Raw genomic sequence first — 13,741 nt, forward strand, 5'->3', positions numbered from 1 at the left:
ACGACACCATGACCACCACCGCACCCGGCGCCGCCCCCCAGGCGGCCCCGGCCGGCGCCCCGGCCAAGGACGTCCCGCCCGGCAGCAGCCCCTGGCAGCTCGCCCGGCGGCAACTCCGTCGCCGCCCCGCCGTCCGCGTCAGCCTCTGCGTCGTCCTCCTCTTCGTCCTCATGGCCGCCACCGCCCCCTGGCTGGGCGCGCTCGGCGGCTGGTCCCCCGAGGAGTTCGACAAGACCGCCATCGACCCCTACCTCGGCGGCCAGCCGCTCGGCTCCCTCGGCGGGATCAGCCCCGAGCACTGGCTCGGCGTCGAACCCGTCACGGGCCGCGACCTGTTCGCGCGCGTGGTCCACGGCGCCCAGGTCTCCCTCCTCATCGCCTTCGCCGCCACCGCCATCGTGGTGGTCACGGGCACCGCCGCCGGGATCGCCGCCGGCTACTTCGGCGGCCGCACCGACGCGGTCCTGTCCCGGCTCATGGACCTGACCATGTCCTTCCCCTCGCTGATCTTCATGATCGCGATGCTGTCCGTGGCCAAGGACGTCAACCGGATCGTCCTCATGACCGCCGTCATCGGCGTCTTCGGCTGGCCCGGCGTCGCCCGGGTCGTCCGCGGCCAGACCCTCTCCCTCAAACACCGCGAGTACGTGGACGCCGCCCGCGTGGGCGGCGCGAGCTCCTGGCGGATCCTGACCCGCGACATCCTCCCCGGCGTCTCGGGCCCGGTCATCGCCTACACCACCCTGCTCATCCCCGGCATGATCAGCACCGAGGCGGCGCTGAGCTACCTCGGCGTGGGCGTCCGCCCGCCCACCCCGTCCTGGGGCCAGATGATCGCCGAGTCCGTCGCCTTCTACGAGACCGACCCCATGTACTTCGTCATCCCCAGCGTCTTCCTCTTCCTTGCCGTGCTCGCCTTCACCCTGCTCGGCGACGCCCTGCGCGACATCCTCGACCCGAGGGGCGGCCGCAGTTGATCCTCTACCTCGCCCGCCGGCTGCTCGCCCTCGTCGGCGTGCTCCTCGCCATAGCCGCCGTCACCTTCGTCATCTTCTACGTCCTGCCCTCCGACCCGGCCGCGGCCGCCTGCGGCAAGACCTGCAGCGCCGAGCGGCTGGCCGACGTACGGGCGTACCTGGGCCTCGACCAGCCCCTGTGGCGCCAGTTCACCGACTTCCTCACCGGCATCTTCACCGGCCGCACCCTCGGCACCGGCCAGTACGCCGTCCAGTGCGACTTCCCCTGCCTGGGCTACAGCTACGAGAACTCCCTCCCGGTCTGGGACCTGCTCATGGACCGGTTGCCGGTCTCGGCCTCGCTCGCCGTCGGCGCCGCCGTGCTGTGGCTGGTCCTCGGGCTCGGCGCCGGGGTCACCGCGGCCCTGCGCAAGGACACCGCCACCGACAAGGCCCTCATGGTCGGGGCCGTCGCCGCCGCCTCCCTGCCCGTCTACTTCACCTCGGTGATGCTGATCTACGGGGTCATCCGCGTCGCCGGCCTCCTGCCCTACCCCGCCTACCAGGCCTTCGCCGACGACCCGCTCGCCTGGGCCTCGAACCTGCTGCTGCCGTGGACCGCGCTCGCCCTGCTGTACGCCGCCATGTACGCCCGCCAGAGCCGCGGTTCGATGATCGAGGCGATGGCCGAGCCGTACATCCGTACCGCCCGGGCCAAGGGGATGCCCGAGCGCACGGTCGTCGTCAAACACGGCCTGCGCTCCGGGATGACCCCCATCCTGACCATCTTCGGCATGGACCTCGGCGGGCTCCTCGCCGGAGCCGTGATCACCGAGTCCATCTTCGGACTCCCCGGCATCGGGAGGCTGTTCTACGGGGCGCTCGTCAGCTCGGACCAGCCGGTCGTCCTCGGCGTGACCCTGCTCGCCGCCTTCTTCATCGTCGTCGCCAACCTCGTCGTCGACCTCCTGTACGCCGTCATCGACCCGAGGGTGAGGTACTGATGGCCGCACTTCTTGAGGTACGCGATCTGCGCGTCACCTTCACCACCCCGCACGGCACCGTACGGGCCGTCGACTCCCTCGGCTTCACCGTCGAGGCCGGCCGCACCCTGGGCATCGTCGGCGAGTCCGGCTCCGGCAAGTCGGTCACCTCGCTCGCCGTGATGGGCCTGCACCGGGGCGCGGCCGAGGTCAGCGGCTCCGTGGCCCTCGCCGGACGGGAGCTGACCGGCCTCTCCGAGCGGGAGCTGGCCAAGGTCCGCGGCCGCAGGATGGCCATGATCTTCCAGGACCCGCTCTCCAGCCTCCACCCCTACTACACGGTCGGCGAGCAGATCGCCGAGCACTTCCGGGTGCACTTCAGGGCCGGGCGGGCCGCCGCGCGCAAGCGGGCCGTCGACATGCTCGGTGAGGTCGGCATCCCGGAACCGGCGCGCCGCGCGGGCGAGTACCCGCACCAGTTCTCCGGCGGCATGCGCCAGCGCGCCATGATCGCCATGGCCCTGGCCTGCGAGCCCGATCTGCTGATCGCGGACGAGCCCACCACCGCCCTGGACGTCACCGTGCAGGCGCAGATCCTGGAGCTGATCGCGCGGATCCAGCAGGAGCGCGGACTCGGCGTCGTCATGATCACCCATGACCTGGGGGTGGTCGCCCGCGTCGCCCACGAGGTGCTGGTCATGTACGGCGGCCGGGCCGCCGAACAGGCGCCGGTGGACGAGCTGTTCGCCGACCCCGCCCATCCGTACACCCGGGGCCTGCTCGACTCGCTGCCGCGCCTCGACACCGACGACGAGGAGCCGCTGCCCTTCATCCCCGGCTCCCCGCCGTCCCTGCTCGTACCGGCCCCGGGCTGCGCCTTCGCCCCGCGCTGTCCGCGCGCCGCCGCGCCCTGCACCGACGTACGCCCGGAGCTGCAGACGTACGCCGACGCTCCGGGGCGGACGGTGGCCTGCCACTTCGCCGGGACCCGCACCGCCGAGGAGGCGACGCGATGAAGACGACTGCCGAACCCCTGCTGTCCGTACGGGACCTCACCATGGCCTTCCCCGGGAAGCGGACCGCGACCGGGCGCCGGGGGGCGCCCGTGCGCGCCGTGGACGGGGTCTCCTTCGACCTGGAGGCCGGTCAGACCCTCGGCCTGGTCGGGGAGTCGGGCTGCGGGAAGTCCACGACGGGCCGGATGCTGGTCAGGCTGCTGGAGCCCACCTCGGGCACGGTCGCCTTCGAGGGCAAGGACATCAGCCTGCTGTCCCAGCGCGCCATGCGGCCGCTGCGCAAGAACATCCAGATGGTCTTCCAGGACCCGCACTCCTCCCTCAACCCCCGCCAGACCGTGGCCCGGATCATCTCCGACCCGCTGCTGGTGCAGGGCTGGAGCGCCGCCGACGCCCGTCGGCGCGCCGCCGAGCTGATGGAACTGGTCGGCCTGATCCCCGAGCACATCGACCGCTACCCGCACGAGTTCTCCGGCGGCCAGGCCCAGCGCATCGGCATCGCCCGGTCCCTGTCCACCAGCCCCCGGCTGATCGTCGCCGACGAACCGGTCTCCGCCCTCGACGTCTCCGTACAGGCCCAGATCGTCAACCTGATGGAGAAGCTGCGCGGAGAGCTGGGCCTCGCCTACGTGTTCATCGCGCACGACCTGTCGGTGGTCAAACGGGTCAGCGACCGGGTCGCCGTCATGTACCTCGGCCGGATCGTCGAGATCGGGGACAAGAAGTCCCTCTACGAGAACCCGCAGCACCCCTACACCCGGGCGCTGCTGTCCGCCGTACCGCTGCCCGACCCGGCGGCGGAGCGGCGGCGGGAGCGGATCGTGCTGCTCGGCGACCCGCCGAGCCCGGCCGCCCCGCCCCCCGGCTGCACCTTCCACCCGCGCTGCCCCGTCGCGCAGGAGATCTGCCGCACCGAGCGACCGCTGTTGCGGTCGGCCGCCTCGCGCGAGGTGGCGTGTCATCTGGTGTAGGCACAGGCCCCCGGCTGACTGACGGGGATCCGGGGAAGCAGCAGGGCCCCGCGGCCAATGGCGTCCGCGGGGCCCTGCTCGCGTGGGATCAGCCCAGTTCCCTGCGGAAGAACTCCAGCTCCAGGGCCATGACCTTCTCCTTCGTGCCGCCCGGGGTCATGTGCGTGACACCGGGGAGGGCGAGCAGCTGGTGCGGGCGGCCCGCGTCCGTCAGGGCCTGGGACAGGCGCAGGGTGTGGGAGGGGTGGACGTTGTCGTCGGCCAGGCCGGTGGTCAGCAGCAGCGGCCGGGTCAGCTTCGGGGCGTCGGGGATCAGGGAGTCCCGCTCGTACACGTCGTCGGACTGGGGCCGCTCCTGCGGGAGGCCCAGGTACCGCTCGGTGTACGCGGTGTCGTAGTGCCGGAAGTCGGTCGGCGCGGCCCCGGCGGACGCCGCGTGGAAGACGTCCGGGCGGCGCAGCACCGCGAGCGCCGACAGGTAGCCGCCGTAGGACCAGCCACGTACGCCGACCCGGCCGAGGTCGAGGTCGCCGTGGCGGGCGCCGAGCGCCTGGAGCGCCGCGACCTGGTCCTCCAGGGTGACCTCGGAGAAGCCGCGGTACATGGCGTGCGTGAAGGCGGGCGAGACGTACGGGGTCCCGCGGTTGTCGACGGTGACCACCGCGAAGCCCTGGTCGGCCCACCACTGCTTGGCCTGCCAGCGGCGGGGCTCGGCGCTGATGTCCTGGTAGCCGGGGCCGCCGTACGCGTCGACCAGGACCGGCAGCCGCCGGCCGGGGACGTGGTCGCGGGGGAGGACGAGGGCGGTCGGGACGCCGTGCTCGGTGACCCGCTCCAAGACCGGGACCACCCGGTACGGCAGCGGCCGGGACAGGTCGGCGGGGGTGAACTCCCGCCCGTCGGGGGTGCGTACGGTGCGGCGGATCCCCTCGGCGTCGGCCGAGGTCAGCAGCAGGGTCCCGGCCGAGGCGGTCACGCTGTGCACCCCGGGCCCGTCGGCGACCGGGGTCAGCTCCCCGGTCGCCGGGTCCAGCAGCAGCACCTGCTGCTCGGCGGGGTCGCGCAGCCCGGCCTCGATCAGCAGCCGGCCCTCGTGGAGCCCGGCCACGCCGCGGACCTGGACCCCGTCGCCGGTGAGCAGCTCGCCGTCCACCGCGAGTGCCCGGGCGGCCCCGCCGCTGGGGGTACCCCCAGCGGTAGCTGGGGGAGTGTCGGCGGCGGTCAGCATCCGGCCGTCGGGCAGGCGCGCCGGGGTGCCCGGGACCAGCGGGTCCACCCACTGCGGGTGCGTGGTGCGGGACAGCTCCCGGGTACGGCCGGTGGCCGGGTCGGCGGAGAGCAGCAGCACGGACCGCTGGAGCCGGTCCTGGACGGTCAGCAGGATCTCGCCGGCCGATTCCCATCCCGCGTCGGAGACGTACGGGTAGGCCTCCGCGTCCCAGTCGAGCCGTGTCCGGTCCCCGTCCGGGCCGAGCACCCAGAGCTGGACGTCGGCGTTGGGCCCGCCCGCCTCGGGGTACGCGAAGTCCTCCGCCGGGAGCTCGGGGCGGCCGGGGTCGGCGAAATACCGGCGCTGGAGGGCGGACTCGTCGACGCGGGCGGCGAGCAGGGTGACCCCGTCGGGTGACCACCAGTGGCCCCGGGAGCGGCCGAGCTCCTCGGCGGCGGCGAACTCGGCGACGCCCCAGCGGGCCCCGTCGGCCGGGCTGACCCGGCCGCCGGGTTCGACGTACAGGGCGTCGTCGCTGACGTACGCGGTGCGGGTGCCGTCGGAGTTGGGGCGGGGGTCCAGGGCGGGTCCGGCGGCAGGTATCTGCTGAGGCCGTCCGGTCCCGTCCGCGGTGACCCCGTAGAGCCGCCCGTAGAGCGGGAAGACGGCGCGCCTGCCGTCGCCGGAGAGCGCGTACGAACCGATCCCGGCGGCGACGAGGCGGATCCGCTCGCGCAGCCGGCGCTCCACGGCCGGGAGCTCGCCCGGCTCGGGGCACAGTTCGCGGGGATCGGCAAGCCGGGTCTCGGCGCCGGTGGCCGTGTCGAGGACCCAGAGGCTGTCGAATGCGTCGGCGGGACCGGTCGAGCGGAGGTACCAGAGGAGGCGCCCTTCGTCCCCGAAGGCGAAGGCGCGCGGGGCGCCGTAGGTGAACCGGGCCGTGCTCGCGGAGAGCCTGAGGAAGTCATCCATGATCGTAGTGTGACATGTGCAATGTCATAGCCACTAGGCCGTTCGAGTGGTGACCCCAGGGGTGCGGGCATAGCGTCGACAGCGTGGACCCGAACGCAACGCCGACCAGCACCGGGACCGACGGCAAGGTCCGAGGGAGCGGGAACGGGCTCGCCCTGTTCGTGATCGCCTCCTGCCAGCTCATGGTGGTCCTCGACATCACCATCGTGAACATCGCGCTGCCGCACATCCAGACCGCCCTCGGCTTCTCCACCGAGAGCCTCTCCTGGGTCGTCAACGCCTACACGCTCGCCTTCGGCGGTCTGCTGCTCCTCGGTGGGCGCACGGGCGACATCCTCGGCCGCAAGCGCGTCTTCATCTTCGGCGTCCTGCTCTTCGGGCTTGCCTCCCTCCTCGGTGGACTCGCCCAGAACGAGGGTCAGTTGATGGCATCCCGAGCCCTCCAGGGTGTCGGCGGCGCCATCGCCTCGCCGACCGCCCTGGCGCTGATCACCACCACCTTCCGCGAAGGCCCCGCCCGTAACCGGGCGTTCGGCGTGTTCGCCGGGGTCTCGGCCGGCGGCGGCGCGATCGGGCTGCTCGCGGGGGGCGTCCTCGTCGAATGGCTCAACTGGCGCTGGGTGTTCTTCGTCAACGTCCCGATCGCCGTGCTGATAGCCGTCATGGCAGTGAAGGTCATCCACGAGTCCCAGCGCCACCCCGGGCACTTCGACCTCGCGGGCGCGCTGCTGTCCACCCTGGGCATGGTCTCGCTCGTCTACGGGTTCATCCGCGCCGCCCAGGAAGGGTGGACCGACCCCTTCACGCTCGCCGCCTTCGGCGCCGCCGTGGCCCTGCTGACCCTGTTCATCCTCAACGAGCGCCGCTCGCCGCAGCCGATCACCCCGCTGCACATGTTCGCCGACCGCAACCGGGCCGGGACCTACGGGATCATGCTCATGCTCGCCTGCGCGATCTTCGGCATGTTCTTCTTCCTGACGCTCTTCGTGCAGATCGTGCTGGGCTTCAGCCCGCTGATGGCCGGCCTCGCCTTCCTGCCCGTGAGCGTGGTGGTCGCCGTGGGTGCCGGCATCACCTCGCAGCTGCTGCCGAAGTTCGGGCCGAAACCCTTCATGGTCACCGGAGCGCTGTGCTCGGCGACGGGCCTCGCCTGGCTGACGCAGACCGACATCGACTCGACGTACCTGGGCAGCATCTTCGGCCCCCTCCTGATCTTCGGCCTCGGCATGGGCCTGCAGTTCGTCTCGCTCACACTGATGGCCCTGTCCAACGTCGCCGACCGGGAGTCGGGTGCGGCGTCCGGCCTGCTCAACACGATGCAGCAGGTCGGCGGTTCGCTCGGCCTCTCGATCCTGGTGACCGTGTTCGGCACGGCCAGCCGCAACGCGGCCAAGGATCAGGTGCCGGACTTCCTGCGCACGGCCAGCCCCGTACAGAAGGCCTTCTTCCAGCGGACCGGGCAGTTCCCGAAGCCGTGGAGCGACCAGGTGCTGACCTCGGGCATCAGTGAGGCCTTCGTCGTGGCGACGGCGTTCACCCTGGTCGGTGCGCTGATCGCGCTGATCGTCATCCAGGTCCGGCCCTCGGACCTGGCCCGGCTCCAGGGAAACCACGCGCCGGCGAAGACGGAGGGCGGGACGGAGGACGGGATGCAGGGCGGGAAAGAGGGCGGGGAGGCGGAGAGCGGCAGGCCCGCAGCCCCTAGGCCGACAGGCCCTGGCCGCCCCGGCGACGGACCCGGCAGCGCGCCGGGCCGTCCGTCCGCAGAGTGATGCCCGCGCTGACCGCGATGTCGGTGTCCACGGCCTCGAACTCGTACGCGCGCAGGATCATCGCCAGCGCGATCACCGACTCCAGCATCGAGAAGTGCTGCCCGATGCAGGCGCGCGGGCCGCCGCCGAACGGGAACCAGGCGTAGCGCGGCCGGCCGGCCTCCGCCTCCGGGGTGAAGCGTTCGGGGTCGAAGCGGTCGGGATCCGGCCAGTAGAGCGGATGGCGGTGCGTCACCCACGGCGCCAGAATCACGTCCGCGCCCGCGGGGACGGTGTGCCCGCCGACCTCGGTGGCGGCGACGGCCTTGCGGCCGATGACCGGGGCGGCCGGGTAGAGCCGCATCGCCTCCTTGAGGACCTGGGTGAGGTACGGGAGCCGGTCGAGGTCGGCGGCCCGGGGCGTACGGTCGCCCAGCACCCGGCTGATCTCCTCGTACGCCCGCTGCTGCTCCTCGGGGTGGCGGGCCAGCAGGTGCAGGGCGAAGGAGAGGGAGGTGGCGGTCGTCTCGTGCCCGGCGAGCAGGAAGACCAGCACCTGGTCGCGGAGTTCGGAGGCGTCGAACTCCCCGTCGTCGCGGCTCCTGGCGGCGGCGAGCAGCGTGAGCAGGTCCTCGCCCGGGCCGTCCGCGGGGTCGGCGCGCCGCTCGCCGATGATCTTGTCGCAGACCGCGTAGAGCTCGTCCATCGCGGCGGCCGCCCGCTTGTTGGCCGGTGTCGGCCAGCTGCGCGGGATGTTGGCGGGAGAGTAGCCGCGCCGCAGGACGTAGTCGGTGATGACCGGAAAACACCGGTCGACGACGTCGACGGTGGCCTCCACGTCGGTGCCGAAGAGGATCCGGGCGACCGCGCGCAGGGCCAGGTGCATCATCTGGTCGGAGACGTCGACGATCCCGCCGGGGGCCTCCTGCCAGGCGGCGAGGACCGCCTCGGTCTCGGCGGCGACGGCCCCCGCGTAGCCGTCCACCCGGCGCCGCGTGAACAGCGGCTGGACCAGCCGGCGCTGGCGCAGGTAGTCCTCGTCCTGGCTGGTCAGCAGGCCGTTGCCGAAGGAGTCGCGAACCTCCTGGTAGAAGGGGTTGTCCTTGCGGAAGTTGGCCGATTCCGAGGCGAGCACCTGCTGGGCGCCCTCGGCGGAGAAGACGCAGTACAGCTCGGCCCGCAGCCCGGGCGGCCCGGCGGTGATCCGTACGACGTCCCCGTGCAGGTGCTGGGCGCGCAGATAGGTGCCGAGGGAGTCGGACTTCAGGTCGAAGAGCGATCCCAGCAGCGGCAGCCCCGCCAGCGCGGGAACCCCTGCACCGACACCCGCGCTCGTACCAACCGCCATGGCCGCCCCTTAGCTCCGTACCGACGGCCCGATTCTGCCGGTCCCCACCCTTTCCTGGCGAGGATCCCAGCACCTCAGGCCGAATACCGACGCCGGCCGGTCTGCGTACGGGCCGGGGCCGGTTCAGGACGTCGGAGCCGGGGCGAGGAGCGAAGCGCTTGACCCTCACGTGGCGTCATGCCGCATGGTCGGTGACGTGGAAGAGCACCTGACCGTGGGACGTGTGGCCGCCCTGGCCGGCGTGAGCGTCCGCACCCTGCACTACTACGACGAGATCGGCCTCGTGCAGCCGTCCGCGCGGACCGCGGCCGGGTACCGGGCCTACTCGGCGGGTGACGTGGAGCGACTGCGGGAGGTGCTCGCCTACCGGCGGCTGGGCTTCGGATTGCGCGAGATCGCGGACCTGGTCGACGACCCGGCCACCGACGCGGTCGCGCACCTGCACCGGCTGCGCGGCCTGCTGCTGGAACAACGCGACCGCGCTGCCGCCACGTTGATGGCCATAGACAGGGAACTGGAGGCACGGGCGATGGGGATCAGGACGACACCGGAGGAACAACTGAAGGTGTTCGGCGCGCAGTTGTACGAGGCCATCGGGTCCGCTTACCCGGCGACGCGGCGCACCGAGCCGCGGATCGCCGCGCGGATCTGGGATGCGCTCGGGGACGCGCGGACGGTCCTGAACGTCGGGGCCGGCACCGGCTCCTACGAGCCCCCCGACCGCGACGTGACGGCGGTGGAACCGTCGGCGGTCATGCGGGCACAGCGTCCCGCGGGCGCGGCGCGGTGCGTGGCCGCCAGTGCGGAGAGCCTCCCGTTCGCGGACCGGTCCTTCGACGCCGCGATGGCGGTCAGCACCGTTCATCACTGGCCGGACCCGGTCGCCGGGTTGCGCGAGATGCGGCGCGTGGCCCGCCGCGTGGTGGTGTTCACGTACGACGCCTGTGACACCGGCTGGCGTGAGCGGTTCTGGCTCACCCGCGACTACCTGCCCGAGTTCGCCGACCTTCTCGTCGGCTGGCCCTCACTGGCCGACCTGACCCGCGCGATCGGGGGCCGCGCGGAGCCGGTGCTCATCCCGTGGGACTGCGCTGACGGCTTCTTCGAGGCGCACTGGCGCCGGCCCGAGGCGTACCTGGACGAACATGTGCGCCGCGCGGTATCGGTATGGACCAGAGTCGGGCCGCAGGCCGAGCGGCGAGCAGTGGGCAGACTCCGCGACGACCTCTCCTCAGGCCGGTGGGCCGAACGCAACCGCGACCTCGTCGCCCTCGACGCGGCGGAGCTCGGCCTCCGCCTCCTCGTGGCCTGAACCATCGCGCGCGAGCACGCAGCAACAAGGCCACCCTGCGGCGTGCGTGAAACGCCGAGCCCCCGTCACTCGCCGGGACGAGTGACGGGGCTCGGGACCGCTGTTCCCGCTAGATGTCGCGGAAGATCTCGATCTGGGCGCCCACCGAGTTGAGGCGCTCGGCCAGTTCCTCGTAGCCGCGGTTGATGACGTAGACGTTGCGGAGCACCGAGGTGCCCTCGGCCGCCATCATCGCGAGGAGGACCACCACCGCCGGGCGCAGGGCCGGCGGGCACATCATCTCCGCCGCGCGCCAGCGGGTGGGGCCCTCGACCAGGACGCGGTGGGGGTCCAGGAGCTGGAGGCGGCCGCCGAGGCGGTTGAGGTCGGTCAGGTAGATGGCCCGGTTGTCGTAGACCCAGTCGTGGATCAGGGTCTGGCCCTGGGCGACGGCGGCGATGGCCGCGAAGAACGGGACGTTGTCGATGTTCAGCCCGGGGAACGGCATCGGGTGGATCTTGTCGATCGGGGCTTCGAGCTTGGAGGGGCGGACCGTCAGGTCGACCAGGCGGGTGCGGCCGTTGTCGGCCGTGTACTCCGCCGAGCGGTCGTGGTCGAGGCCCATCTCCTCCAGGACCGCGAGCTCGATCTCCATGAACTCGATCGGGACCCGGCGGATCGTCAGCTCCGACTCCGTGACGACCGCGGCGGCCAGCAGGCTCATCGCCTCGACCGGGTCCTCGGAGGGGGAGTAGTCCACGTCCACGTCGATGTTCGGGATGCCGTGGACGGTGAGGGTGGTGGTGCCGATGCCCTCCACCTTCACGCCCAGCGCCTCCAGGAAGAAGCACAGGTCCTGGACCATGTAGTTGGACGAGGCGTTGCGGATGACCGTGACGCCGTCGTGCCGGGCGGCGGCCAGGAGCGCGTTCTCGGTGACCGTGTCCCCGCGCTCGGTCAGCACGATCGGGCGGTCCGGGGAGACCCCGGCCGCGACCTGTGCGTGGTAGATGCCCTCGGTCGCGGTGATGTCCAGGCCGAAGCGGCGCAGGGCGATCATGTGCGGCTCGATGGTCCGGGTGCCGAGGTCGCAGCCACCCGCGTACGGGAGGCGGAAGTGGTCCATGCGGTGCAGCAGGGGGCCCAGGAACATGATGATGCTCCGGGTCCGGCGGGCCGCGTCCGCGTCCATGGCCTCCATGTCGAGGCGGGCCGGCGGGATCAGCTCCAGGTCCACGCCGTCGTTGATCCAGCGAGTGCGGACACCGATGGAGTTCAGGACTTCCAGGAGGCGGTAGACCTCCTCGATGCGGGCCACCCGCCTCAGCACCGTACGGCCCTTGTTGAGCAGAGAGGCGCACAGCAGGGCGACACAGGCGTTCTTGCTCGTCTTGACGTCGATCGCACCGGACAGCCGGCGGCCGCCGACGACGCGCAGATGCATCGGGCCGGCGTAGCCGAGAGACACGATCTCGCTGTCGAGGGCTTCCCCGATGCGGGCGATCATCTCAAGGCTGATGTTCTGGTTGCCGCGCTCGATCCGGTTCACGGCGCTCTGGCTGGTGCCGAGGGCGTCCGCGAGCTGACTCTGCGTCCAGCCCCGGTGTTGCCGGGCGTCACGGATGAGCTTGCCGATGCGTACGAGGTAGTCGTCTGCCATGGCTGCACCGTATCTCAGATATGAGATGTTGATCGCGCGGGGTGGGCTGTTCGGGTGTTATCGACCGTCAGGTCCCATGGTGGGGCCGGTGGTGGTGTGGTGCTCGACGAGCCGGCAGAGGAGCCGGACCAGCTGGTCGCGCTCTTGTGCGGACAGGGGGGACAGGAGTTCCTTCTGGGCCGTTTCGAGCAGTTGTTCCAGTTTGCGCAGTCGGCGCCGGCCGAGCGGTGTCAGGGTGACGACATTGCGCCGGCGGTCCCCGGGGTCGGGGGCCCGTTCCACCAGGTCGCGCTCGGCGAGCTCGTTGATGACGGCGACGAGGTCGCTGCGGTGGATGCCGGTACGGGTGCTCAACGCGGCCTGGCTCACCGGCCCCGACTCCTCCAGGGCGACCAGCGCCGCGTAATGCCATTTATGCGCATCTGCTCCGCTCAGGCTCTCGGTCACCAGTCGCTGCGCGTGCGCCGAGGCCTGCCCCAGCAGTCGGCTGGGCAGCTTGCGCAGCCGGGCGGGCACGGCTTCGTTCTCTTCCGTGGTCATGGGAGCCGATGTTATCCGTTGCGTTAGTGGCACTAACGGTATAACTTCGTTCGTGTCACCAACGTTAGTCATCCGAACGATTCTCGAAGGGGGCCTCCCATGCCCGTGACCGACGTACTCGACTCGACGATGTACTACGAGGACCGCGGCGAAGGCGTTCCATTCGTCTTCCTCCACGGCAACCCCGCCTCCTCCCACCTGTGGCGGGGCGTGCTGCCGCGGATCGAGGGCGGGGTCCGGGTCCTGGCCCCCGACCTCATCGGCATGGGCCGCTCCGGCAAGCCGGGCGGGGAGTACCGGTTCGCGGACCACGCCCGCTACCTGGACGCCTGGTTCGAGGCTCTCGGACTCGACGAGGTGGTGCTGGTCGGCCAGGACTGGGGCGGGGCGCTCGCCTTCGACTGGGCGGCCCGGCACCCCGGCCGGGTCCGCGGCCTCGCCTTCATGGAGACCATCGTGCGGCCGCTCAGCTGGGCGGAGTACCCGCCCGCCGGCCGCGCCCGGTTCGAGGCGATACGTACCCCGGGGGTGGGGGAGGAGATGGTCCTGGACCGGAACATCTTCATCGAGGACAGCATCAGGCAGACGGTGCTGAACCCGATGAGCGAGGCGGACCGCGCCGTCTACGCCGCGCCCTACCCGACCCGCGAGAGCCGGCTGCCCATGCTCCGGTGGGCCTGCTCACTGCCGATCGACGGGCAGCCGGCCGACGTGCTCGCCGTCGTCGAGGCGTACGACGCCTGGCTGGCCGCCAGCCCGGAGGTGCCCAAGCTGCTGCTCACCTTCGACGGCTCGCCCGCCCTGATGATCAAGGCCGAGCAGGCGGCGTGGTGCGCGGAGAACGTTTCCGCACTGGAGACCGAGTACTGCGGCCCGGCCGCCCACCTCGCCCCGGAGGACCGGCCCGAGGAGATCGCCGCCGCCGTCAGCTCCTGGGCCCGGCGGCACGACCTCCTCGGCTGACGGCCCGGCTCACGCCCGGTTCGGACCCGGCTCACGCCCGGTTCAGACCCGGCTCACGCCCGGTTCAGACCCGGCTCGGG

Annotated in this window: 11 protein-coding genes; 7 read left to right on the forward strand and 4 right to left on the reverse strand. The window is 71.9% G+C overall.

Annotated elements, in window-relative coordinates; translation table 11 throughout:
* Positions 1 to 8 precede the first annotated feature (8 nt).
* The 4 genes from OG429_RS29105 to OG429_RS29120 are packed head-to-tail and all read left to right on the forward strand — an operon-like array spanning position 9 to position 3,926.
* Complete coding sequence (locus tag OG429_RS29105) at positions 9 to 977, forward strand: ABC transporter permease (protein ID WP_328928204.1); 969 nt, start codon at positions 9 to 11, stop codon at positions 975 to 977.
* Positions 974 to 1,960: an ABC transporter permease gene (locus tag OG429_RS29110; RefSeq protein ID WP_328928205.1), complete on the forward strand. Its 987-nt coding sequence runs from the start codon at positions 974 to 976 to the stop codon at positions 1,958 to 1,960. The genes OG429_RS29105 and OG429_RS29110 overlap by 4 nt, the downstream gene beginning before the upstream one ends.
* The gene (locus OG429_RS29115) at positions 1,960 to 2,955 is read left to right on the forward strand and encodes an ABC transporter ATP-binding protein (protein ID WP_328928206.1); all 996 of its coding nucleotides are present in this window, start codon (positions 1,960 to 1,962) and stop codon (positions 2,953 to 2,955) included. Before OG429_RS29110 ends, OG429_RS29115 begins: the two co-directional genes overlap by 1 nt.
* On the forward strand, positions 2,952 to 3,926 hold the full coding sequence (locus tag OG429_RS29120) for an ABC transporter ATP-binding protein (protein ID WP_328928207.1): 975 nt from the start codon (positions 2,952 to 2,954) through the stop codon (positions 3,924 to 3,926). Before OG429_RS29115 ends, OG429_RS29120 begins: the two co-directional genes overlap by 4 nt.
* An 88-nt stretch (positions 3,927 to 4,014) precedes the next feature.
* Here OG429_RS29120 and OG429_RS29125 read toward each other — a convergent pair whose 3' ends face one another.
* Positions 4,015 to 6,108 (reverse strand): S9 family peptidase, encoded by a 2,094-nt coding sequence (locus OG429_RS29125; protein WP_328928208.1) that lies wholly within the window; start codon positions 6,106 to 6,108, stop codon positions 4,015 to 4,017.
* An 83-nt stretch (positions 6,109 to 6,191) separates the two neighbouring features.
* On the opposite strand from OG429_RS29125, the gene OG429_RS29130 reads away from it, so the two are divergent.
* A complete protein-coding gene (locus OG429_RS29130; RefSeq protein WP_328928209.1) occupies positions 6,192 to 7,880 on the forward strand; it encodes an MFS transporter in 1,689 nt (562 codons plus the stop codon).
* Here the strand turns inward: OG429_RS29130 and OG429_RS29135 are convergent.
* A complete protein-coding gene (locus OG429_RS29135; RefSeq protein ID WP_328928210.1) occupies positions 7,810 to 9,207 on the reverse strand; it encodes a cytochrome P450 in 1,398 nt (465 codons plus the stop codon). The two genes, OG429_RS29130 and OG429_RS29135, sit on opposite strands and share 71 nt — an antisense overlap.
* A 184-nt stretch (positions 9,208 to 9,391) precedes the next feature.
* Here OG429_RS29135 and OG429_RS29140 point away from each other — a divergent pair, with 184 nt between their 5' ends.
* On the forward strand, positions 9,392 to 10,519 hold the full coding sequence (locus OG429_RS29140) for a MerR family transcriptional regulator (RefSeq protein ID WP_328928211.1): 1,128 nt from the start codon (positions 9,392 to 9,394) through the stop codon (positions 10,517 to 10,519).
* 109 nt (positions 10,520 to 10,628) lie between these two features.
* Here the strand turns inward: OG429_RS29140 and OG429_RS29145 are convergent, their stop codons facing one another.
* Positions 10,629 to 12,158 carry a helix-turn-helix domain-containing protein gene (locus tag OG429_RS29145; protein WP_328928212.1) on the reverse strand — a complete coding sequence of 510 codons (1,530 nt, stop codon included), beginning with the start codon at positions 12,156 to 12,158 and terminating at the stop codon, positions 10,629 to 10,631.
* 57 nt (positions 12,159 to 12,215) lie between these two features.
* On the reverse strand, positions 12,216 to 12,698 hold the full coding sequence (locus OG429_RS29150) for a MarR family winged helix-turn-helix transcriptional regulator (protein WP_328928213.1): 483 nt from the start codon (positions 12,696 to 12,698) through the stop codon (positions 12,216 to 12,218).
* 99 nt (positions 12,699 to 12,797) lie between these two features.
* On the opposite strand from OG429_RS29150, the gene OG429_RS29155 reads away from it, so the two are divergent.
* A complete protein-coding gene (locus OG429_RS29155; protein WP_328928214.1) occupies positions 12,798 to 13,661 on the forward strand; it encodes a haloalkane dehalogenase in 864 nt (287 codons plus the stop codon).
* Positions 13,662 to 13,741 lie beyond the last annotated feature (80 nt).

The organism is Streptomyces sp. NBC_00190, from assembly GCF_036203305.1.
In the GTDB taxonomy this organism is placed as follows: Bacteria; Actinomycetota; Actinomycetes; order Streptomycetales; family Streptomycetaceae; genus Streptomyces.